The sequence below is a fragment of the Nocardia sp. NPDC046473 genome (assembly GCF_040645995.1).
Lineage (GTDB): Bacteria > Actinomycetota > Actinomycetes > Mycobacteriales > Mycobacteriaceae > Nocardia.
On the sequence record NZ_JBEYZJ010000006.1, the window covers coordinates 344,581 to 365,346 of the forward strand.

Here is a 20,766-nt window from a genome sequence, read left to right on the forward strand (position 1 = left end):
CGGGCCTCGCGAGTCGGATTGCGTTGGTGGGCAGCCCGGTCAGGCCTCCGGCACGTTGCGGGCGAGTTCGTCCAGCCAGGCTGCGGCCGACGCGTCGCTCGGCGCGCGCCAGTCCCCGCGCGGCGAGAGCGAGCCGCCGGAACCGACTTTCGGCGCGTTGGGCAGCGTCGAGCGTTTGAACTGGCTGGTCTGGATGAACCGGCGCAGGAACTCCGCGAGCCACAGTTTGATGGTGGCGAGGTCGTAGGTGTTGCGCTGGTCGGCGGGAATCAGGTCGGGCCAGCGTCCTCGACTCGCGTCCGACCACGCGTGCCTGGCCAGATAGGCGATGCGGCTGGGACGGTAGCCGAAGCGGAGCAGGTAGTAGAGGTGGAAGTCCTGCAGTTCGTAGGGACCGACGGTGGCCTCGGAACTCTGACTCGGCGCGTCGGAATCGGTGTCGGGCACCAACTCCGGCGAGATCTCGGTCCGCAGAATCGATGACAGCACCTCATCCGCCGCGGGCCCGAATTGCGCGGTGTCGACCGACCAGGCGATCAGATACTTGATCAGCGTCTTGGGCACCGACGCGTTCACGCTGTAGTGCGCCATGTGGTCGCCGACGCCGAAAGTGCACCAGCCCAGGGCGAGTTCGCTGAGGTCACCGGTGCCGATGACGAGCGCGCCGTGCTGGTTCGCCAGCCGGAACAGGTGCGAGGTGCGCTCGCCCGCCTGCACGTTCTCGTAGGTGATGTCGTACTGCGGCGCGCCGTCGGCGGCCGGGTGGCCCAGGTCGCGCAGCATCTGGGTGGCCGACGGGCGGATGTCGATCTCCTGCGCGCTCACCCCGAGTGCGTCCATCAGCCGGTGCGCGTCAGTGCGGGTTCGAGTGCTGGTCGCGAAGCCGGGCATGGTGTAGGCCAGCACATTTGCCCGCGGCAGTCCGAGCCGGTCCATCGTCTTGGCCGCCACGATCAGCGCCAGGGTGGAGTCCAGGCCGCCGGAAACACCGATGACCACCCGCTGCAGCCCGGTGGCGCGCAGCCGGGTGCTCAGCCCCTCCACCTGAATGTGCTGCACTTCGGCGCAGCGTTCGTTGCGCACCGCGGGATCGGCCGGAACGTAAGGGAAGCGTTCGATTTCGCGTCGAAGATCAACCGCGCCCGCCGGAATCGGCAACGCCACCTCGATCCGGCGCAGCCGAGCCAGCCGCTCCCGATGGTCGTGCACATTGTCAGCAAAGCTGGTGGTGCGCAGCCGATCCGCGGCCAGCCGGCGCAGATCGAGGTCGGCGGTGACCAGCTGTGGCCGATCGGCGAAGCGTTCGCCCTCGGCGAGCAGATCGCCGTTCTCGCATACCAGCGCCTGCCCGTCCCACGCCAGGTCGGTCGTCGATTCCCCGTGCCCCGCAGCCGAATACAGATAGGCGGCCAGATAGCGCGCCGAATGCGACGTGCACAGTGCCCGGCGATAGTCGGCCTTGCCGATGACGATATTGCTCGCCGACAGGTTGACCAGCACCGTTGCGCCGGCCAGCGCCGCATAACCACTGGGCGGCAATGGAACCCAACCGTCTTCGCAGATCTCCAGATGGAACACGAACCCGTCGAGATTGCTCGCCGTGAACAGCAGATCGGCGCCGAACGGCACCCGCTGCCCGGCGATCGTGATGTGCGTGTCGAGGTTCTCCCGCGCCGCCGCGAACTGGCGTTTCTCGTAGAACTCCCGATAGTTCGGCAGGTAACTCTTCGGCACGGCGCCGAGCACCACGCCGTGGCACACCGCGACGGCGCAGTTGAACAGCCGCCCCTGGGTCCGTACCGGCGCACCGACCACCAGCACCGTGTCGATGTCGACGCTCGCGGCGATCACCTGTGCCAGCGCCGCCTGCACCGCGTCGTCCAGCGCGTCCTGGTGAAACAGGTCGTCGGCGGTGTAGCAGGACAGCCCGAGCTCCGGGAAAACGGTCAGTACCACCGCGTCGGCCGCGGCCTGCCTGGCGAGCAGCAGCGTCTGCTCGACGTTGTAGGCGGGGTCCGCGACGCGCACCCGGGGCACGGCCACCGCCACCCGCGCGAAGTCGTGCCGGTAGAGCGATTCGAAGGGCAGTTCGTGCACTGCCGTCCCCCTTCGACGAGGATGCTGGAGATGATCATGATTTTCTCCTCCGGAACCTACCCTCGATGCTCGCCCGCTAAGCTATAGCAATGGCGGATGAAACGGATTCCGACCTAATCGCGGGGGAACTGCGCGCCGACCTGCTGCGTGCGCTTTCTTATGTGTCCACAGAGTCACAGCCGGACGGCAGCTATGTCGTCAACGGAGATCTTCCCCCCGAGGTGGCGCCCCCATTTATTCGGGCGATCATGCGGGTCGAGGCGGAGTTGTTGTTGCACGATGCGGAGCTGGTCACCGTCGAGGGTGGCGAGCCGAGGTCCCCGGAGGAACGTCGGACCGACGCGTTCGTCGCGTTGGTGCTCCGAGTGGACGACCGGGCCTAGAACACCAACCTTGCACTCGGCACCCCCGAGTGCTAGAAATGGCTTTGGCACTCTCGACCTGTGAGTGCCAGGTCGGGACGGTGAGATCGGGTTCCATCGACACCCTCGGTCGTCCGTCGCGGGCACCGCACCTGGCCAGCGTAAATAGGGCGACCCAACCTGCGGTCGTTCCTGTGTGTCAGCCCCATATACATGTGGAGGATCTCAACGCAATGGCCAAGACAATTGCGTACGACGAAGAGGCCCGTCGCGGTCTCGAGCGGGGTCTGAACGCCCTCGCCGACGCGGTCAAGGTGACGCTGGGGCCGAAGGGTCGCAACGTTGTCCTGGAGAAGAAGTGGGGCGCCCCCACGATCACCAACGATGGTGTTTCCATCGCCAAGGAGATCGAGCTGGAGGACCCGTACGAGAAGATCGGCGCCGAGCTGGTCAAGGAAGTTGCCAAGAAGACGGACGACGTCGCTGGCGACGGCACCACCACCGCCACCGTGCTCGCCCAGGCGCTCGTGCGTGAAGGCCTGCGCAACGTCGCGGCCGGCGCCAACCCCCTCGGCCTGAAGCGCGGCATCGAGAAGGCTGTCGAGGCCGTCACGGCTCGCCTGCTGGAGTCTGCCAAGGAGATCGATACCAAGGAGCAGATCGCTGCTACCGCCGGTATCTCCGCGGGCGACTCGTCCATCGGCGAGCTCATCGCCGAGGCCATGGACAAGGTCGGCAAGGAAGGTGTCATCACCGTCGAGGAGAGCAACACCTTCGGGCTCCAGCTGGAGCTCACCGAGGGCATGCGCTTCGACAAGGGCTACATCTCGGGCTACTTCGTCACCGACCCCGAGCGTCAGGAAGCGGTCCTCGAGGATCCGTACATCCTGCTCGTCGGCTCGAAGATCTCGACCGTCAAGGACCTGCTGCCGCTGCTGGAGAAGGTCATCCAGGCCGGCAAGCCGCTGCTGATCATCGCCGAGGACGTCGAGGGCGAAGCCCTGTCGACCCTGGTGGTCAACAAGATCCGTGGCACCTTCAAGTCCGTTGCCGTCAAGGCGCCGGGCTTCGGTGACCGCCGCAAGGCGCAGCTCGCCGACATCGCCATCCTTACCGGTGGCGAGGTCATCAGCGAAGAGGTCGGCCTCTCCCTGGAGACCGCCGGCGTCGAGCTGCTCGGCCAGGCGCGCAAGGTCGTCATCACCAAGGACGAGACCACCATCGTCGAGGGCGCGGGCGACCCGGAGGCCATCAAGGGCCGGGTGCAGCAGATCCGTGCCGAGATCGAGAACTCGGACTCGGACTACGACCGTGAGAAGCTGCAGGAGCGTCTGGCCAAGCTGGCCGGCGGTGTTGCGGTCATCAAGGCCGGTGCCGCGACCGAGGTCGAGCTCAAGGAGCGCAAGCACCGCATCGAAGATGCTGTGCGCAACGCCAAGGCCGCCGTCGAAGAGGGCATCGTCGCCGGTGGCGGCGTGGCCCTGCTGCAGTCGGCGCCCGCGCTCGACGACCTGAAGCTCACCGGTGACGAGGCGACGGGCGCGAACATCGTGCGTGTCGCGCTGTCCGCGCCGCTGAAGCAGATCGCCTTCAACGCAGGCCTCGAGCCGGGCGTTGTCGCCGAGAAGGTCTCCAACCTGCCGGCCGGCCACGGCCTCAACGCCGATTCCGGCGTGTACGAGGACCTGCTTGCCGCCGGTGTCGCCGACCCGGTGAAGGTCACCCGCTCCGCGCTGCAGAACGCGGCGTCCATCGCGGCACTGTTCCTCACCACCGAGGCCGTCGTCGCCGACAAGCCGGAGAAGTCCGCCGCACCTGCCGGCGACCCGACCGGTGGCATGGGCGGCATGGACTTCTGAGTCCAGCCACCCGGCAACACTCGTAGAAACCGAAAGCCGGTCCACCCTCGGGTGGGCCGGCTTTCGGCATTTCGGAGGCCCTGCCATCCTTCGATCAGAGGCCGTCGACGGACAGGATGGTGAAGGGCTCCTTCGGGGTGCCCGGCCCCATCGGGCCGCCCTTGTCGAATTGTGAAGCGACGACCAGGGTTTGGTTGTTGACGCGGACCAATGTGGTTGGCAGGCCCAGGGATTCGTCGGTGATGCGCTGGTCCAGCGTCGCCGCGGCGCCGTCGTCGGTGATGGTCCAGCGGGCGAGGGCGTTGTCGGTGTTCTGTACCGCCCAGAGGGTGTTGTCGCGCAGTTCCAGTCCGTCGCCGTGGATCAGGTCGCCGCCGTGCAGGGCGACCTTGCGGATCGGGTCCGCGGTGTTCGGGGCGAGGGCGATGCGGTACAGCTCGCCGACGTTCATGTCGACGACCAGCAGGTAGTGGCCGCCGGCGTCGGCAACGATGCCGTTCAGGGTGAAGACGTCCGGCGCGTGCGGCGCGACGATCGTGCTCAGGTCGAATTGTGTTGTCATATCGGCACGTCCGCCGTGCGCCGCGGCGGCCGCCACGTCAGCGGCGGTGACGCGGTAGACGACGCTGCGCGTGGTGTCGGTCAGATACGCGGTGCCGTCCGGGGTGATGGCCAGGTCGTTGACGAAGCGCGCCGCCGCGCCCGGCGCGTCGAAGCGGGCGATCAGTGCGCGAGTTGCGATGTCGTACACGGCAACTCCGGCGGTGGAGTCGGTCACCCAGAGCCGTCCCGCCGGATCGACCTTCAGTCCGTTGGCGGTCTTGCGACCGTCTGCGCCGGCCGGCAGGAAGGTCTCGGCCTGCTTGGCGCCGGGGGTGGTGCGGTAGACGGCCCCGGTGGCGAACGAGCCGACGTAGGTGTCGCCGTTGCGCGGATCGGCGGCGATGCCTTCCGGATAGACGTGGTCGCCCGGCAGGTCATAGGCGGTGGTGATGCGCACCGACTGCGCGGCGGGGGCGGGCTGTGCCGCGTTCTCGGTGCTGCCACAGGCCGCGACGGCGGTGCAGGCCACCGCGATGGCGAAGGTCGCCATGCGGCGGCGCGTTGCGTGGGACATGGTCATGCCTCTCATCAGGTCTATCGCTTAGACGTACTCACATCTAAGAATGAATACGAAGATAGATTAGAGTTCTAACATCAGTCAAGAGTCTTATGAAGGGTCGGGCAGATACCATGCGGAGATGACGTCCCTGCACTCCTCCGAGCGCCTCGGCTCGTACGTGAAGCGCGCCGAGCAGGCGCTGCAAACGGCGAAGAACGCCGCGCTGAAGCCTGCGGGCGTCACCGTCCCGCAGTACTCCGCCCTGCTCTTCCTCGGCGAGAACCCGGGCATCTCGGCCGCCGCCCTGGCTCGTCTCTGTGGCGTGACCCCGCCGACGATGAACACCGTGCTGACCAACCTGCAGGACCGCGGCCTCATCGAACGCACCCCGCACGCCTGGCACAAGAACATCCTGGAAACCCGCCTCACCGAAGCGGGCGCCGCCGTGATGAAGGACGCCGACGCCCGCGCGGTCCGAGTGGAGCGCGCGGTGGCGGCCGGATTCACCGATGCCGAACGCGCGACCCTGCAGGAACTGCTGGCGCGCTGCGCGGATCTCTTCGACTCGGTTCGGCCCGAAACCGCTACGGCCCCAAAGAAATAGGCCGAAAGTCTCAGGAGCAGGGCGCCGTCAAGGGTGCGGGACGGACCCGAGAAGCCCTGTCGCGGTGGTCATTTCGATCTACTGGCTGCCGTCGCCGAAGGCCGCCATATCGGTGGGTCTTCGAGGGGTGCTCCCCGTGAACGCCCGCGCTGCGCCACCGTCCACTGTGGTGCCGAGCGCGCAGCTCGCGCAATCGGCATGCGGCTCACTCCAATAGCGCGGCTCGATGAACTCCGTGGTCAGCAGTGGTTAGCCGGGCGAAGGCGGGGGTACGCCTATGTCGTCTATTCGACGCACTATTCGGTACTACCGGTACGCCTCGAACGCCGTTGGCGGACAGGACGAATCAGGCATAACCAGCGGTCCAGTTCGGTTGAGAATTCATTCTATGAATTCCCGTCAAAATCGCGCACGTACATCTCCGTCTATCGGTATGGTCTGTTTTGGCAAACAGTCAGTGACAATGGATTTAGTCGATGCTTATCGCAACTATCGATGTCCCGCAGCGCTATCGAGCGTGCGTGTGCACCTGCCGTCGGCGCAGTGCGCAAACTGCTGAGAACGCGAACGATGAGTTGGCAACAACTCTGCCAACTTTCGGCTAACGGCTGGTCAGTTGCGGGTTGATACCAAGGGCCCGATCCATGTCAGGCGCTTCTTGGGCTTCTGTATTGTCTGGCCCAATGTCACAGGATGCGAATACGGGTCGAATGTATGCCGGGCAACCCGTCGAGGACCGGCAACGTCAGCGGCGTGCGCGTTTTCTGGAATCGGGCCTGACGGTCTTCGCGCGCGACGGCTACGCCAATAGTTCGGTCGGCGCCATCTGTAAGGACGCCGGACTCTCCTCACGACAGTTCTACGAGGAGTTCACCGGACGCGAGTCCCTACTACTAGAGCTCTACGAACAGATCGATCGCGAGTCGCGCGACGCGGTCGCCAAGTCATTGGAAAGCAAGGCCGACGCGAGCGCGCTCGAGATCATCGACGCGTCCACTCGCGCCTACGTCGAGTCCATCGGGTCGGACCCGCGCAAGGCGCGCGTCGCGCTGGTCGAGGTGGTCGGGGCAGGGCCGAAGGTGGAGAAGTTCCGGCTCGAGCTGCGCCGGGTCTGGGGCTCGCTGCTGGCGGGCGCCGCGGAGGACGCGGCCATGCACGGCGAGATCCCGACCGGCGACTACGAGATGCGGGTGCTCGCGATCATCGGCGCGGTCAACTACGTGGTGGACTCGTGGAGCGGCTCGGATCCGCGGCCACCGCTCGACGACGTGATCAGGGTGCTGAGCCGGGTGATCATGGGAGCGGTCGGCGCGTAACCGTCGATCGGTCGAGGCGCGGCGCTCGCGGGACCGGTAGCGTGCCCAGGATGGAGACGGTTCCGATCCAAATGCCGGACGGCAGCACGGTTCCGGTGCGACTGATCCCGGCCAGCGGCGCGCACCGGCATCCGGTCACACCGGACGCGCCGCGCCCGGTGCTGGTGATCGCACCCGGTCTCGGCGTGCCCGCCGGGTACTACGAGGGCTTCGCCGGGAAGCTGGCGGCGCGCGGGTTCGACGTGGCGATCGGTGAGCTGCGCGGCAACGGCGACAGCAGGCCGAAGCCGAGCGCCGCCAGCACCTACGGCTACCACGAGCTGGTCTCGGTCGACTTTCCGGCGATCTTCTCGGTGGTGCGCGACCGGTTCCCGGCCAGCACGCCGTACCTGCTCGGGCACAGCATGGGCGGTCAGTTCGCCGTCATGTACGCCTCGCGGATTCGCGGCAGGCTCGGCGGGCTGATCCTGATCGCCTCCGGAACGCCGTATTACCGTGGCTATCCGGGACTTTCGAGCCCCGGCATCCTCGTCGGCACGGCGGCCGCCTCGCTCACCGCCAGCCTGGCCGGCTTCTGGCCCGGCGACCGGATCCCGGCGGGCGGCTTCGGCCGCCAGTCCAAGGTGCTGATCGCGGATTGGGCGCGGCTGGCCCGCACCGGCCGGTTCCAGCCGGTCGGTGCGGACATCGATTACGAGGAGCGCATCGCCCGCCTGAAGCTCCCGGTGCTGTCCATCACGATGACCGACGACGACCTCACCCCGCCCGGCTCCGCCGAACACCTGTTGGCGAAGCTGCCCAACGCCGACGTGACCACCTGGCATCAGCCGGAACCGTTGGGGCACAACGGCTGGATCCGCGAGTACAGCACCACCATCGACCAGATCGAGAAGTGGCTGCGCGACCGTTAGATGTGTCGGCGACCGGGTTCGAGGTGGCGGCTGAAGCCGTCGAGCATGGCGTCCAGCCCGACGTCGAAATGGTCGGTGTCCGTACCCTGTTCCGGTTCGTCGGTGCGCTGTGCGGCGACCGCGGCGATGGCGTGGCTGAGGATGTGGCCGATCGCGTACTCGCGCAGGCAGCGGGTCAGCTGCAGCGCGACCGTCGCCGAAAACCCGTGACCCTGCAGGTGTTCCACCATCCAGCTGCCGGTTTCGATCGCCAGTTCGCTGCGCACCGGACGAGTCGCGAAGACCGGCACCGCGTTCGGATGCCGCCGCAGCGTGGAACGCAGTCGGTGCGCGTAGGCGCGCATCAGGTCGCGCCAAGGTTCCTGCCACGGTAGGGATTCCATATCCAGCTCGGCGAACATCGCGTCGGCGATGCCGTCGAACAGCTCCTGCTGATCGGTGAAGTGCCGGTAGGCGGCCATCGGATCGGCGCCGAGCGCGGTGCCGAGTTTGCGCATCGAAAATCCGTCGACACCGGTCCGATCTATCAGGGTCAGCGCCACCGCGGCGATATAGTCGCGGTTCAACGTGGTGCGCGTCGTCGGCGCCGGACTCGCCCGCCGGGTGCGGGCGCGCCGCTTGCGACTCGCCTCGACGACGTTGTCGGAATCCACGACTGCTCTCCTCCCGAGCCCAGGTCTACGATGTAGATAATATCTACATCGTAGGTGCCTGGGCCTCGTACCAGCGGTTATCCGCGCCGCTCGATGAGCATCTGGGTGAAGAACTCGTAGATCAGGCCCGCCTGGAACGCCGACTGCTTGTTGTCCGCCGCGCCGCCGTGGCCGCCCTCGATGTTCTCGTGGTACCAGAACTCGTGGCCCTGCTCCTCCAGCAGCGCGGCCATCTTGCGGGCGTGACCGGGATGCACGCGGTCGTCGCGGGTGGAGGTGGTGAGCAGGATCGGCGGGTAGGCCACGTCGGCCTTGGCGTTCTGATACGGCGAGTACTTGCTGAGGTACGCCCACTCTTCCGGCTTGTCCGGGTCGCCGTATTCGGCGATCCACGAGGCGCCCGCGAGCAGCAGGTGGTAGCGCTTCATGTCCAGCAGGGGCACCTGGCAGACGATCGCGCCGAACAGCTCCGGGTAGCGGGTCAGCATCACGCCCATGAGCAGTCCTCCGTTGCTGCCGCCCACCGCGCCGAGCTGATCGGCGGTGGTGATGCCGCGTGCGACAAGGTCTTTCGCGATCGCCGAGAAGTCCTCGTACACCTTGTGCCGGTTGGCCTTCTGCACCGAGGTGTGCCACTGCGGGCCGTATTCGCCGCCGCCGCGGATGTTGGTCATCACCCAGGTGCCGCCGCGTTCCAGCCAGCCCATTCCGGACGCGCCGCTGTAGGCGGGCGTGCGCGAGACCTCGAAGCCGCCGTAGCCGGACATCACCGTCGGGCCAGGGGTGCCCTTGCGGTCGCGATGGCGAATCACGAAGTACGGCACCTGCGTTCCGTCGTCCGAGGTGGCGAAGAACTGCTCGGTCTCGATGCCGTCCGCGTCGAAGAAGCCGGGCTCCTGCTTGAGCTGCTCGGTGTCGCCGCCGACCGAGCTGGCCAGCAGCGTGGCGGGTGTGGTGAATCCGCTTGTGGTGAGCATGAATTCGTCGCCGCCCTCGAGCGGGTCGAGGTTCAGCACGCTGGTGGTCGCCATCGGCGGGGTGTCGGCCAGCGACTCCCTGCGCCAGCCGTCCGCGCCCGGCGTCACCACATAGAGCTTGGTCTGCACATCCTCGAGGGTGATCAGCACCAGGTAGTTTTCGGTCCAGCCGTAGCCGTGTAGCGAGGTGTGCGCGTCAGGGGTGAAGATCACCTCGAAATCCCGTGCGCCGGAGAGGAACTTGTCGAAGTTCATGGCCAGCAGCGCGCCCGCCGGGTAGGCGTTGGCGCCGACCTCCCACGGCGACTTCAGCCGGACCAGCAGCCAATCCTTGTACCAGGACTCGCTGGCATCGGTGGGTGTGTCCAGATGCCGTAGCGTGCCGTCGTTTTCGAGCAGGTACACGTCTTCGTTGAAGAAGTCGGTGGCGCGGCCGATGTAGTGCCGCTCGTAGCCGGGGGTCCGGTCGTAGCCCGCGGAGACCGCGACGTCACCGGCCTCGCCCTCGAAAACGGTGACCGCCTCGGCCAGTTCGGTGCCGCGCTGCCAGCGCTTGGCGATGCGCGGGTAGCCGGAGTCGGTCAGCGAGCCCGGCCCGAAGTCCGTGCCGATGTACACCGAATCGATGTCGATCCAGCGCATCTCGGATTTCGCCTCGGGCAGGAAGAAGCCGCCGTCCGCCGGATCGATGAATTCCCGTGTCGCCATGTCGAACTCGCGCACCACCTTGGCGTCCGCGCCGCCGCGCGACAGGCTGATCAGCGCGCGCGACTGCTCCGGTCGCAGCACCCCGGCGCCGCCCCACACCCAGTTCTCGTCCTCGGCGGTGGCCAGCGCGTCCAGGTCGATCAGCACGTCCCAGTCGGGCGACTCCTTGGCGTACTCGGCGAACGTGGTGCGCCGCCACAGCCCGCGCGGATGCTCGGCATCGCGCCAGAAGTTGTAGAGCCAGCTGCCGCGCCGGCCTGGGTAGGCGATCTTGGTATCGGTGTCGAGCATGTCCAGAATGCGGTGTTCGAGCTCGCTGAACCGGTCGGAGGAGGCGAATCGCTCGACGACCACGCTGTTGTGCGCACGCGCCCAGTCCAGGGCCCGCTCATCGGTTACTTCTTCGAGCCAGAGGTAGGGGTCAGTCACATTCTGCTCAACGCCACTCATCCCCTCATTGTTGCCGACCAGCGCAAATCCGGGCGCCGGGGTCGCTAGAACGTGCTACGCCCTCAGCGAATAGGGCAAATGGGACATGGCGTATTGCTCGACACCCGCGCGGCTGAGGTCCGTCCGCGGACCCGCTCACCTACGATCGCGGTTCGACGCCGATCCGACCGGGAGGTTTCCTTGCCGCACTTTCTCTGGGAGCAGCACTGCTGTCTGCCGTTGGTGCCGTCGGCGCGGATCGCGGACCTCACCCGATATCCACTCGGGTCGTACTTGTCGGTGAATGTCGGGTATTCGCCGCATTCGACCGAGGATTCGGTCAAGCTGACGCGGCAGTATCGCGCGGACGCGCTCGCCGACGGGCGATTCCGCTTGGTGCACAGCCACTCCGACCTCGGCGATCCGGAAACCATCGCGCTGGCCTTCGATTTGGAGGACTCCGGCCCGCTCGGCGGCGACCTGGACAACGTGGAACTGTTCTACGACCTCGGCGTCCGCTCGATGCTGCCGACCTACAACAGCGCCAACAAGGCGGGTTGCGGCTGTCTCGATGCCGACGACACCGGGCTCACCGCCTTCGGCGAAGACCTCGTGCGCAAGCTCAACGAGGTCGGCATGTTCGTCGACGGATCGCACTGTTCGCGCCGCACCGGGCTCGATCTGGCCACGCATACGCGGGTGCCGATGATCTACAGCCACTCCAATTTCGCCGCGCTGTGGGAGCATCCGCGCAATATCACCGATGAGCAGGCGAAGGCCTGTGCCGCGACCGGCGGCGTCATCGGAATCAACGGCGTGGGTATCTTCCTGGGCCACAACGGAATCGACGGCGGTGCCGCGCGTATCGAGGCGATGGCCGATCACGTCGAGCACGGCGTCGAGTTGGTCGGCATCGAGCACATCGGGATCGGTTCGGACTATTCGTTCGACGCCGAGGACTTCAACGGCATGCTCGCCGACCATCCGGAACTCTTCCCCGAGTCATACACCAAATGGGGCCCGCTGCAATGGGTTCCGCCGGAGGAGCTGCTCGGCACGAGCCGGGTGCCCGGGCTCGACGAGGTGCTGGCGCGACGCGGCTTCAGCGAAGCCGATCGAGCGGCGGTATTCGGCGGGAACTTCTCGCGGGTCGCCGCACAGGTGTGGCGCGACTAACCGAGATGCTCGGCGGCCACCCGCTTCGGCACACACATCCGCCACGCTTCGACAATGAGCTCGGTCAGCTCTGCCTCATCGATGGCGTCGAGCCGCACCCGGACCCAGTTGTATCGCTCGTCCGACGGGCGCGGCATCATGAATTTGTCCGGCTCGGCTTCGACCAGCGCCACCCGCTCGGCTTTGGGGAACGCGAAGCCCATGCGTGTTTCGTCCGCGGACAGCGCCAGATAGACGATCCGGCCGATCCGATATTTGACCCGGTCGCGGACCAGCGCCTCGGTTGTTCGCGGCAGGCTCATCGCCACTCGCCGCACGTCATCAGCTGTCACCATCGGCCAAGTATCGCGCCGGGGTACGACAGCTGAGCCGGGCTGGAAACCGGTGCGGTGTTGTCGAGTGCGCTCCCCGCCACCGATCGACCTGTCAGCACGGCCCGACACTAGCGAGCCGATTTGTCTGATTCACCACTCGAGCCCGCTCGCGAGCACCGAACTTCCGGTCAGGTGTGGCCTGCGGCTCATTGTTGTGGGGGACCGGTGGGCCAACTCGTAGCGACAGAGTTAGGCTCGGTGTCGTGACTTCCCATTACGACGTTGTCGTTCTCGGTGCCGGTCCTGGCGGTTACGTCGCCGCCATCCGTGCGGCACAGTTAGGCCTCCGTACCGCGATCGTCGAGCAAAAGTACTGGGGCGGTGTGTGCCTGAACGTCGGCTGCATCCCTTCCAAGGCGTTGCTGCGTAACGCTGAGCTGGCGCACATCTTCACCAAGGAAGCCAAGACCTTCGGGATCTCGGGCGAGGTGAACTTCGACTTCGGTGTCGCGTTCGATCGCAGCCGCAAGGTGGCGGACGGCCGGGTCAAGGGCGTCCACTTCCTGATGAAGAAGAACAAGATCGACGAGTTCGACGGCAAGGGCACCTTCACCGACGCGAACACCCTCTCGGTCGAGCTGTCCAAGGGCGGCACCGAGACGATCACGTTCGACAACGCGATCATCGCCGCGGGCACCATCACGAAGCTGCTGCCGGGCACTCAGCTCAGCGCCAACGTGGTGACCTACGAGGAGCAGATCCTCACCCGCGACCTGCCCGGCTCGATCCTGATCGTCGGCGCGGGCGCGATCGGCATGGAGTTCGGCTACGTCCTGAAGAACTACGGCGTCGACGTGCGCATCGTGGAGTTCCTGGACCGTGCGCTGCCCAACGAGGACGCGGACGTCTCCAAGGAGATCACCAAGCAGTACAAGAAGCTCGGCATCACCATCACCACCGGTGCCGCGGTGCAGTCCATCGACGACGACGGCTCGAAGGTCACCGTCGCGATCAAGGACAACAAGTCCGGCAACGTGGAGACGGTCACCGTCGACAAGGTGCTGCAGGCCGTCGGCTTCGCGCCCCGCGTCGAGGGCTACGGCCTCGAGGCCGCAGGCGTCCAGCTCACCGACCGTGGCGCCATCGCGATCGACGACTACATGCGCACGAACGTGCCGCACATCTACGCCATCGGTGACGTGACCGCGAAGCTGCAGCTCGCGCACGTCGCGGAGGCGCAGGGTGTGGTCGCCGCCGAGACCATCGCGGGTGCCGACACCGTCACCCTCGGTGACTACCGGATGATGCCGCGCGCCACCTTCTGCCAGCCGCAGGTCGCCAGCTTCGGCCTGACCGAGCAGCAGGCCCGCGACGAGGGCTACGACGTGAAGGTCGCGACCTTCCCGTTCACCGCCAACGGCAAGGCGCACGGCCTCGGCGATCCGACCGGTTTCGTCAAGCTGGTCGCCGACAGCAAGTACGGCGAACTGCTCGGCGGCCACCTCATCGGCCCGGACGTCTCGGAGCTGCTGCCCGAGCTCACCCTGGCACAGAAGTGGGACCTCACGGTCAACGAGCTGACCCGCAACGTGCACACCCACCCGACGCTCAGCGAAGCCCTGCAGGAGGCCTTCCACGGCCTCGCCGGGCACATGATCAACTTCTGATCCACGTCTGATCAGACAAACGGTGGCGCCCTGGCCGAAAGGTCCGGGCACCACCGTTTTTCGTGGGGCGGGGTCTGGTGATCCCGCCGGGGGTTTGCTAGACAGCGATGATGCGTAAGTGGCTGATCGGCGGGGCGCTGGTAGTCGTCGTGCTATTGCTGGTGGCGGTCGGTGGGTACTACCTGATGAACTCGCGCAGCTTCCAGTTGGCCGGAATACTGGTGAATCGGGTCGATACCAGCGACAAGGTGGTGGCGCTGACGCTGGACGACGGGCCGACCGACCGGGCGCCCGATGTCCTGAAAACGCTTGCCGAGCAACGGATCAAGGCCACCTTCTATCTGGTCGGCAGTGATCTCGCGGCGCATCCCGAGTACGGCAGGGCGATCGCCGAGGCCGGGCACGAGATCGGCAACCACAGCTACAGCCACCGCCGGATGGTCTTCAGCTCCGCGGGTACCGTCCGCGACGAGATCGAACGCACCGACGCCGAGATCGCGAAAACCGGCTACCGGGGCCCGATTACGTTCCGCCCGCCCTACGGCAAGAAGCTCTGGTCGCTGCCGAAGTACCTGTCCGACCATGACCGGACCTCGGTGACCTGGGATGTCGAACCCGACTCCGGCGAAACCGCGACCGCCGACGAGATCGCCGCGCAGGCCGTGCGCGAGACGCGGCCGGGATCGATCATCCTGCTGCATGTCATGCACCAGTGGGCCGAACCCGCGCTGGCCGCGATCCCGCGCATCGTTGCCGAATTACGTGCCAGGGGCTACGAATTCGTCACCGTCTCGGAACTGATGCGGCACCGATCAGAGCATCCCGTAGGCATGTGACGGGGTGAGGATGGCCAAGGCCCTGCGGTCGGCGACCATGGCGCGGCGGTAGTCGTCCCAGTCGGGGTGTTCGCCGTTCGCGGCGCGGTAGTAGTCGACGAGGGCCTCGACGGTCTCGTCGTGCGGATCCGCGGCCACCGGCGTGACCGAGGCGATGGCCTCGATAACGGCGTAGGCGAAGAAGTCCTCGCGGGTGACGTGGATGGCGGCCCACGGCTCGCGCATCAGGTTGTGGTACTTCGCGCGGTCCGCGGTGATGGAGATGCGGATAAGACCGTCGCCGCCGATCACGTGCAGCACGTTGGACAGTTGCGGGCGGCCGTTGCGGCGGATGGTGGTCAGCACGGACCGGCGATGGTCACGGGCGAAGTCGACTGCTCGGGCGAGTTCCATGCCGGTATTCAACCGGTAGTGATCCGGGTCTCTTCCCCCGCCCGCCTCACTCGCGGTGGTAGGCCGCCTGGGCGTCGCGTACCTGCGGCATGTTCGTCTCGACCACCAGGATCAGCGCATGCAATTGATCGGCGACCTGTGCGCCGAGTTCGGTCAACGTGTACTCGACCCGCGGCGGGATGGTCTCGTGCACCTCGCGATGCACCATGCCGTCGCGTTCCAGCGCCTGCAAGGTTTGCGACAACATCCGCTCGCTGACGCCGTCGACCCGCCGGCGCAGCGCGCTGAACCGGTACGAACCCTCGCGCAGCGCGACCAGGGCGAGGATGCCCCAGCGGCTCGCGACATTCTGCAAAACCGGCCGTGACGTGCAGTTCTTGGCGAACACGTCGGGTTCCAGCGTCGGATCGTCCAGGTCTGGCGACGATGTCGGCTGCGTACTCATGCAACCGATAGTACCCAACTTGACCAAAGTGGTGTATGAATGCATAGTACTTACTATTAGTTAGTGCTTAACGAACCGTACATACCCATGGAGGTAGTTATGACCGTTGCCGTGACCGGTGCCAGCGGACAGCTGGGCCGTCTCGTCGTACAGGCGCTGCTGCGCGAGGGCGTCACTCCGGTCGCGATCGTGCGTGACCCGCAGAAGGTCGCCGACCTGGCCGAGCAGGGGGTCGATGTCCGTCAGGCGAGCTATGACGACGCCGAATCGCTGGATCGTGCGCTGGCCGGGGTCGATCGGGTGCTACTGGTCTCCGGCAACGAGTTCGGTGCCCGAGTGGCCCAGCACACCAACGTCATTCGCGCCGCCGAGCGCGCAGGCGTCGAACTATTGGCCTACACCAGCATCCCGCAGGGTTCGCAGAACTCGATGATCCTGGCGCAGGAGCATATCGGCACCGAGGCGGCACTCGCGGCTTCGACTGTCCCGCATGCGATTCTGCGCAACGGCTGGTACTGGGAGAACTACCTCGGCGGGCTCGCGCACGCCGTCGAGTCCGGCGTCCTGAACGGCGCCGCGGGCGAGGGCCGGGTGGCGGGCGCGGCGCGCGCCGACTACGCCGAGGCGGCCGCGAAGGTGCTCACCACCGACGGGCACGCCGGGCAGGTCTACGAGCTCGGCGGTGACGAGCGCCTCACCTATGCCGAACTGGCCCAGGCGATTTCGACGGCCGCCGACAAGCCGGTCCGCTACCAGAACCTGTCCGAGGCCGACTATGCCGCCGCCCTGCAGCGGTCCGGACTGGACGCCGACTACGCGAAGGTGCTCGCCGACGCCGACGAGGGCATCACCAAGGGCCTGCTCGACGTGACCAGCGGTGACCTGCAGAAGCTGCTCGGTCGTCCGTCGACGCCTGCTGTCGAGGTGTTCCGCGCGGCCCTCGCCTGAGACTCGCACGGCCGCAGTGCTTTTGATTGCCCGCACACGATTTCCGTGTGTGGGCAATCGAGCGTTACTACACCCACTGGACGAGTTGCACGATGATGCCGTTCGGATCGCTCATCTGGAAGTAGCGCTCGCCCCACTCCTCGGTTTCGATCGGCGTGACGATCGGGACACCCTCGCCTTGCAGCCGGGCGTACTCGGCGTCGATATCGTCCACCACGAAGACGACGAGCAGCCCCTCGCCCGCGCTACCCGCCACGCTCGTCGGCTTGAAGGTCGCTGATCCGGTGCGCAGGTAGATCACGTTCAGCCCGGCATCGGGCCGGTCCAGTGAGACGAATCCGTCGGCCGACATCTTCTCGGTGAAGCCGAGGTGGTCGATCAGGAACTTCGCCGAAGTCTGCGGGTCGGCGACGTTGAGCGAGATGGCGGAAGCGGTGATGTTCATGGACTCTCCTCGGTTGCATTAATTCTATACTTAGTACGCTGTACTTTGTAGAAGAATTCCAGGGCGGCTGCACTATGACCTGAATCACGCCGATACGATCGGGACGACCAGGCGAGGAGGCAGGGTGGACGAAGAGAAACCGCAGCGCCGCGGCAAGCAGGATCGCAGCAGCGCGGGCGATCCCGTTCGCACCTTGGAGTTGCTGTGGCGAGTGTCCGGCTCGGCTCCGGTGCGCGGCCCGAAGCAGCGCAGCAGCGTGGATGCCGTGGTCTCAGCGGGCATCGAGCTCGTCGACGCGGAAGGTCTCGGTGCGCTCACCATGCGTGCGGTCGCCACCAAACTTGGACTGACCCCGATGGCCACCTACACCTACGTGCCGGGCAAGGCCGAGCTGATCGACTTGATGGTGGACAAGGTCTACGGCGAGATGGACCGCGCGGACCTCGTGGATCTGCCATGGCGCGATCGGGTCGCCACCATCGCGGCCGAGAACCGCGCCATGCTGGCCCGCCACCCGTGGGTCGCCTACCTGCCGACCACCCGCCCGCCGCTCGGGCCGGGCATGGCCGCCAAGTACGACCACGAACTCCGTGCGTTCGAGGGCCTCGGCCTGGACGACGTCACCATGGACGCGTCGGTCACCTACGTCCTCGGTTTCGTCACCTCGGTGGCCCGCATCGCGATCGACACCGCACGGGCGGCCGCGGACAGTGCGATGTCCGATAGTCAGTGGTGGGAGCGGGCGGTCCCGCTGCTGGCACAGGTCTTCGACGCGGAACGGTTTCCAGTGGGCGCCCGTGTCGGGGCAGCCGCCGGCCAGGCCCACGACTCCGCCTACAGTGCCGACCACGCGTATGAATTCGGCCTCGCCCGAGTACTCGACGGCCTGGCTCGGCTCATCGAAAACCTCTGAATACCAACCTATCTCGTGCACGCCTGCTGATTTCCCGCACCGGAGATCGCATGCGAATTCAGGTGCCGGAGCTCGAGAAGCGTGCGTGTGCGCTAGACCCCGTCGCGCTGAATGCGGAGGGCGGTGATGGTGGAGGCCAAGCCCTCGTACTGGTTCACCAGCAGCACGATTTCGATGAGGCTGCGCTCGTCGTAGTGCTTTGCCAGCGCTGCCCAGTGTGCGTCGTCGAGGTCGCGGGTCTGCACCAGCTGGTCGACGGCCGCGATCAGCGCACGGTGCTTGTCCGACCAACCCGGCGCGTCCGGCCCGGTGCGCAGACGTTCGAGGATCTCCGAGGTCACGCCTGCCCGCTTGCCGAGCCGAATGTGGTGGTCCATTTCGTATTCGCAACCACTCAGGTGGGCGACGCGAATAATGACCAGTTCCGACTCGTGCCGTGGCAGCCGACCGCCGGGCATGAGTTTGCCCGAATAGTGCAGCCAGCCGCGAAACAGTCCCTTGGTGCGGCCGAGGGTGCTGAACAGGTGTGCGTCATCGGTGCCCGCAGCCTTGGAGAGCACCTGCCAGACAACCCAGTTGATCGGACCCAGCTCGCGCAGTCGTCCGGGTGAAATGCGTGGTCGCACCGCTGAAACCATGCTTGGTCGGCTCCTCCGCGTGGATGGGCGAGCGGCCAGGCGGTGCCGGGCCGAGCCGTCAGCCTACCGGCGAGTATGCGCCGGATCGAGGCCATGATCGACATTAAATGGTCCACCGGGCAGCGCGGTGCCGAATTGCCGACGCACGCTGGCGATTCCACCGTTACGATCGAGTTCGTGCGGAGACGGGTAACTCGTGGGGGCGCCCAGAGCTCGCCATGCACTCGATCGCAGGCCGGTCGCGCAGCGAATGCGGCGCGTAGGTAGCACGGCCTGACGAACGTGGAGAGGCGGACGAGCTCGACATGCTGGTGAGGGTCAAGCCCGGGGCGCAGCTCTCCGGTGCCGAACAAGAATTCGTCGAATGCCTGCGCTCCTATCCGTCGGCCGCCCTCGCCATGATCGATCTGCAGGTCGGTGACCGCCAGATCGATGCGGTGATCTGGACGCCGCGCGGACTCACGGTGCTCGAGGTCAAAGGCTTCCGGCGCAGGCAGAGCGGTATTTTGAGCATTGCCGCCGACAGTCCGTGGAAGATCAGCGATGCCGAGGCGGACCTGGACGAGCCGTCCGGCAGCCCGTCCGATCGGCTGGAACACGGCATCGCCGCGGTGAAGACCACGCTCGAGCGGGCGTTGCTCGACCCGGGGCACGTGTGTGGCGCGGTCGTGCTCGTCCCGTTCCGCGGTGCGGTGGTGCGGCCGTCGCGCACCAATCTGCGACCGGGCCTGGACGTGGTCGTCGGCAATGTCGCCGATGCCACCGAACTGCGCATCTACCTCGAGAGTTTCTCGGCCGGACCGCGGAAGTGGACGGCCGACCGGGTGATCGGCGACTGCGCGGCGCTTGGTCTCGCCGAGCTCACGCCGTCCCGGGCCGACCTGGTCGAGGCCGGATTCGAGCAGGTGGCACAGGAGTCCCCGAGCGTCATTCCGCGCCCGCCCAAACCGCGGGTCGAGCCGACACCGGGTGTCGCGACGAAACGGCATTCGTACGCCGGATGGATCGTCGTCGTCCTTGCGGTCATCGGGATGATCGCGGTGATCGGGGTGATCGCTAATTCGCTGGCCCACGACTCCTCGCACCCGAAGCCGCAGGAAACCAGCGTCACCCCGACACCTACGCCGCCCCCGACGTCGTATCACCCCTGCTGGCCGTTCCAACAGGACTGCTGAGCGCACCTCGATCGTCCACTGCCCGAACGTGTTCGGGCACGACGTACCTACCACCCTTCGTCTAGCTAGGCGGATGGCCGACGCGCATCAATCCCGCACGGCCCGAGCCAGTTTGGTGAGTTCGAGCGCGCGTTGGGCGCGGGCGAGGACATGCGCGCGGGAGATGTCGATGTGCGTGGTGAGCGTGTGCAGCGCGCCTTTCACGTTCCCGGACAGGAGCTGTTCGGCGATCGTGATGTGTTCGGCGGTCATGGTGGCGATGCGATCCGGCGTCGGCACGTCCAAGGTGCGGACCGGGCGTACCCGGGTGTGCACGGCGGTAAGTGCTTCTGCCAGTGCGGTATTGCCCGCGGCCGCCAGCAGGGCGGTGTGGAACTGCTCGTCGGCGGCGAGTGCGGGGCCCGGCTCGGGTGGGTTGTCACGCAGCGTGCGCCAGACGTCGAGTTCGGCGCGAATCATGGCGAGATCGTGCGCGGGCCGGGCTGCTTCGGGGGAGTCTGCGCTTGTACGTTGAATTCCCCTGGCCTCCAGTACGATTCGGAGTTCGTACAGGTGGTCGAGCTCGTCGAGACGCGGCCGGTACGGGTACAGCCCGTCGGAGTGCCGCTCGACCAGCCCGTCGGCCTGCAACCGCGCGAGCGCCTCTCGCACGGGGGTGCGCGACACCCCGTATATCTCCGCGAGACGTTCCTCGCCGAGCCGTTCGGTCGGCATGAAGATCCCGGTGGCCAGATCCCGCCGCAACGAGTGATACACGCGCTCGCTCAACGGGATCCGCCCCCGGCGCGGCATGGTGGT

21 protein-coding genes are annotated in these 20,766 nt (G+C 66.6%); 11 read left to right on the top strand and 10 right to left on the bottom strand.

Features of this window, described 5'->3' with window-relative positions; translation table 11 throughout:
- Positions 1-39: 39 nt before the first annotated feature.
- The gene (locus ABZ942_RS23100; protein WP_357385168.1) at positions 40-2,097 is read right to left on the bottom strand and encodes an NAD(+) synthase; all 2,058 of its coding nucleotides are present in this window, start codon (positions 2,095-2,097) and stop codon (positions 40-42) included.
- A gap of 89 nt (positions 2,098-2,186) precedes the next feature.
- Here ABZ942_RS23100 and ABZ942_RS23105 point away from each other — a divergent pair, with 89 nt between their 5' ends.
- On the top strand, positions 2,187-2,480 hold the full coding sequence (locus ABZ942_RS23105) for a hypothetical protein (protein ID WP_357385170.1): 294 nt from the start codon (positions 2,187-2,189) through the stop codon (positions 2,478-2,480).
- 212 nt (positions 2,481-2,692) lie between these two features.
- Positions 2,693-4,318 (top strand): chaperonin GroEL, encoded by a 1,626-nt coding sequence (groL, locus tag ABZ942_RS23110; protein ID WP_357385171.1) that lies wholly within the window; start codon positions 2,693-2,695, stop codon positions 4,316-4,318.
- Positions 4,319-4,412: 94 nt separating this feature from the next.
- Here the strand turns inward: groL and ABZ942_RS23115 are convergent, their stop codons facing one another.
- Complete coding sequence (locus tag ABZ942_RS23115; protein WP_357385173.1) at positions 4,413-5,441, bottom strand: superoxide dismutase; 1,029 nt, start codon at positions 5,439-5,441, stop codon at positions 4,413-4,415.
- Between the two features lie 118 nt (positions 5,442-5,559).
- On the opposite strand from ABZ942_RS23115, the gene ABZ942_RS23120 reads away from it, so the two are divergent.
- The 3 genes from ABZ942_RS23120 to ABZ942_RS23130 all read left to right on the top strand — a co-directional run bounded on the left by ABZ942_RS23120 (position 5,560) and on the right by ABZ942_RS23130 (position 8,251).
- On the top strand, positions 5,560-6,024 hold the full coding sequence (locus ABZ942_RS23120; protein WP_357385175.1) for a MarR family transcriptional regulator: 465 nt from the start codon (positions 5,560-5,562) through the stop codon (positions 6,022-6,024).
- Positions 6,025-6,707: 683 nt separating this feature from the next.
- A complete protein-coding gene (locus ABZ942_RS23125; RefSeq protein WP_357385177.1) occupies positions 6,708-7,340 on the top strand; it encodes a TetR/AcrR family transcriptional regulator in 633 nt (210 codons plus the stop codon).
- Between the two features lie 50 nt (positions 7,341-7,390).
- Positions 7,391-8,251, top strand: a complete 861-nt coding sequence (locus ABZ942_RS23130) for an alpha/beta fold hydrolase (protein WP_357385179.1) — start codon at positions 7,391-7,393, stop codon at positions 8,249-8,251.
- On the opposite strand, the gene ABZ942_RS23135 is transcribed toward ABZ942_RS23130, so the two are convergent.
- Both ABZ942_RS23135 and ABZ942_RS23140 read right to left on the bottom strand, forming a co-directional pair.
- A complete protein-coding gene (locus tag ABZ942_RS23135; RefSeq protein WP_357385181.1) occupies positions 8,248-8,904 on the bottom strand; it encodes a TetR/AcrR family transcriptional regulator C-terminal domain-containing protein in 657 nt (218 codons plus the stop codon). The two genes, ABZ942_RS23130 and ABZ942_RS23135, sit on opposite strands and share 4 nt — an antisense overlap.
- Before the next feature lie 77 nt (positions 8,905-8,981).
- Positions 8,982-11,039: a prolyl oligopeptidase family serine peptidase gene (locus tag ABZ942_RS23140; RefSeq protein WP_357385183.1), complete on the bottom strand. Its 2,058-nt coding sequence runs from the start codon at positions 11,037-11,039 to the stop codon at positions 8,982-8,984.
- A 180-nt stretch (positions 11,040-11,219) separates the two neighbouring features.
- Here ABZ942_RS23140 and ABZ942_RS23145 point away from each other — a divergent pair, with 180 nt between their 5' ends.
- Positions 11,220-12,194, top strand: coding sequence for a membrane dipeptidase (locus tag ABZ942_RS23145; RefSeq protein WP_357385185.1), 975 nt, complete (start codon positions 11,220-11,222; stop codon positions 12,192-12,194).
- Here the strand turns inward: ABZ942_RS23145 and ABZ942_RS23150 are convergent.
- A complete protein-coding gene (locus ABZ942_RS23150; RefSeq protein WP_357385187.1) occupies positions 12,191-12,529 on the bottom strand; it encodes an MmcQ/YjbR family DNA-binding protein in 339 nt (112 codons plus the stop codon). The genes ABZ942_RS23145 and ABZ942_RS23150 overlap by 4 nt on opposite strands.
- A gap of 242 nt (positions 12,530-12,771) precedes the next feature.
- On the opposite strand from ABZ942_RS23150, the gene lpdA reads away from it, so the two are divergent.
- Positions 12,772-14,175, top strand: coding sequence for a dihydrolipoyl dehydrogenase (gene lpdA / locus ABZ942_RS23155; RefSeq protein WP_357385189.1), 1,404 nt, complete (start codon positions 12,772-12,774; stop codon positions 14,173-14,175).
- A 107-nt stretch (positions 14,176-14,282) separates the two neighbouring features.
- Entirely contained in the window at positions 14,283-15,011 is a 729-nt protein-coding gene (locus tag ABZ942_RS23160) for a polysaccharide deacetylase family protein (protein WP_357385191.1), read from the top strand.
- Here ABZ942_RS23160 and ABZ942_RS23165 read toward each other — a convergent pair.
- Both ABZ942_RS23165 and ABZ942_RS23170 read right to left on the bottom strand, forming a co-directional pair.
- Positions 14,988-15,404, bottom strand: coding sequence for a PPOX class F420-dependent oxidoreductase (locus tag ABZ942_RS23165; protein ID WP_357385193.1), 417 nt, complete (start codon positions 15,402-15,404; stop codon positions 14,988-14,990). The two genes, ABZ942_RS23160 and ABZ942_RS23165, sit on opposite strands and share 24 nt — an antisense overlap.
- Before the next feature lie 46 nt (positions 15,405-15,450).
- Positions 15,451-15,849, bottom strand: coding sequence for a helix-turn-helix domain-containing protein (locus ABZ942_RS23170; RefSeq protein WP_357385195.1), 399 nt, complete (start codon positions 15,847-15,849; stop codon positions 15,451-15,453).
- Positions 15,850-15,948: 99 nt separating this feature from the next.
- Between ABZ942_RS23170 and ABZ942_RS23175 the strand changes: the two genes are divergently transcribed.
- Positions 15,949-16,797: an SDR family oxidoreductase gene (locus tag ABZ942_RS23175; protein ID WP_357385197.1), complete on the top strand. Its 849-nt coding sequence runs from the start codon at positions 15,949-15,951 to the stop codon at positions 16,795-16,797.
- Positions 16,798-16,864: 67 nt separating this feature from the next.
- Here the strand turns inward: ABZ942_RS23175 and ABZ942_RS23180 are convergent, their stop codons facing one another.
- Entirely contained in the window at positions 16,865-17,242 is a 378-nt protein-coding gene (locus tag ABZ942_RS23180) for a VOC family protein (protein WP_357385199.1), read from the bottom strand.
- Positions 17,243-17,366: 124 nt separating this feature from the next.
- Between ABZ942_RS23180 and ABZ942_RS23185 the strand changes: the two genes are divergently transcribed.
- Complete coding sequence (locus tag ABZ942_RS23185; RefSeq protein WP_357385201.1) at positions 17,367-18,155, top strand: TetR/AcrR family transcriptional regulator; 789 nt, start codon at positions 17,367-17,369, stop codon at positions 18,153-18,155.
- 92 nt (positions 18,156-18,247) lie between these two features.
- Here ABZ942_RS23185 and ABZ942_RS23190 read toward each other — a convergent pair whose 3' ends face one another.
- Complete coding sequence (locus ABZ942_RS23190) at positions 18,248-18,781, bottom strand: carboxymuconolactone decarboxylase family protein (protein WP_357385875.1); 534 nt, start codon at positions 18,779-18,781, stop codon at positions 18,248-18,250.
- Positions 18,782-19,098: 317 nt separating this feature from the next.
- On the opposite strand from ABZ942_RS23190, the gene ABZ942_RS23195 reads away from it, so the two are divergent.
- Positions 19,099-19,968, top strand: a complete 870-nt coding sequence (locus ABZ942_RS23195) for a nuclease-related domain-containing protein (protein WP_357385203.1) — start codon at positions 19,099-19,101, stop codon at positions 19,966-19,968.
- Between the two features lie 87 nt (positions 19,969-20,055).
- Here the strand turns inward: ABZ942_RS23195 and ABZ942_RS23200 are convergent, their stop codons facing one another.
- Positions 20,056-20,760: a GntR family transcriptional regulator gene (locus ABZ942_RS23200; protein WP_357385205.1), complete on the bottom strand. Its 705-nt coding sequence runs from the start codon at positions 20,758-20,760 to the stop codon at positions 20,056-20,058.
- Positions 20,761-20,766 lie beyond the last annotated feature (6 nt).

Excerpts from the sequence above, each read along its gene's own strand:
- ABZ942_RS23105 (WP_357385170.1), top strand. The coding sequence starts at position 2,187 with ATGGCGGATGAAACGGATTCCGACCTAATCGCGGGGGAACTGCGCGCC.
- groL (WP_357385171.1), top strand. The coding sequence starts at position 2,693 with ATGGCCAAGACAATTGCGTACGACGAAGAGGCCCGTCGCGGTCTCGAG.
- ABZ942_RS23115 (WP_357385173.1), bottom strand. The coding sequence starts at position 5,441 with ATGACCATGTCCCACGCAACGCGCCGCCGCATGGCGACCTTCGCCATC.
- ABZ942_RS23120 (WP_357385175.1), top strand. The coding sequence starts at position 5,560 with ATGACGTCCCTGCACTCCTCCGAGCGCCTCGGCTCGTACGTGAAGCGC.
- ABZ942_RS23125 (WP_357385177.1), top strand. The coding sequence starts at position 6,708 with ATGTCACAGGATGCGAATACGGGTCGAATGTATGCCGGGCAACCCGTC.
- ABZ942_RS23130 (WP_357385179.1), top strand. The coding sequence starts at position 7,391 with ATGGAGACGGTTCCGATCCAAATGCCGGACGGCAGCACGGTTCCGGTG.
- ABZ942_RS23140 (WP_357385183.1), bottom strand. The coding sequence starts at position 11,039 with ATGAGTGGCGTTGAGCAGAATGTGACTGACCCCTACCTCTGGCTCGAA.
- ABZ942_RS23150 (WP_357385187.1), bottom strand. The coding sequence starts at position 12,529 with ATGGTGACAGCTGATGACGTGCGGCGAGTGGCGATGAGCCTGCCGCGA.
- ABZ942_RS23160 (WP_357385191.1), top strand. The coding sequence starts at position 14,283 with ATGATGCGTAAGTGGCTGATCGGCGGGGCGCTGGTAGTCGTCGTGCTA.
- ABZ942_RS23165 (WP_357385193.1), bottom strand. The coding sequence starts at position 15,404 with ATGGAACTCGCCCGAGCAGTCGACTTCGCCCGTGACCATCGCCGGTCC.
- ABZ942_RS23170 (WP_357385195.1), bottom strand. The coding sequence starts at position 15,849 with ATGAGTACGCAGCCGACATCGTCGCCAGACCTGGACGATCCGACGCTG.
- ABZ942_RS23175 (WP_357385197.1), top strand. The coding sequence starts at position 15,949 with ATGACCGTTGCCGTGACCGGTGCCAGCGGACAGCTGGGCCGTCTCGTC.
- ABZ942_RS23180 (WP_357385199.1), bottom strand. The coding sequence starts at position 17,242 with ATGAACATCACCGCTTCCGCCATCTCGCTCAACGTCGCCGACCCGCAG.
- ABZ942_RS23195 (WP_357385203.1), top strand. The coding sequence starts at position 19,099 with ATGCTGGTGAGGGTCAAGCCCGGGGCGCAGCTCTCCGGTGCCGAACAA.
- ABZ942_RS23200 (WP_357385205.1), bottom strand. The coding sequence starts at position 20,760 with ATGCCGCGCCGGGGGCGGATCCCGTTGAGCGAGCGCGTGTATCACTCG.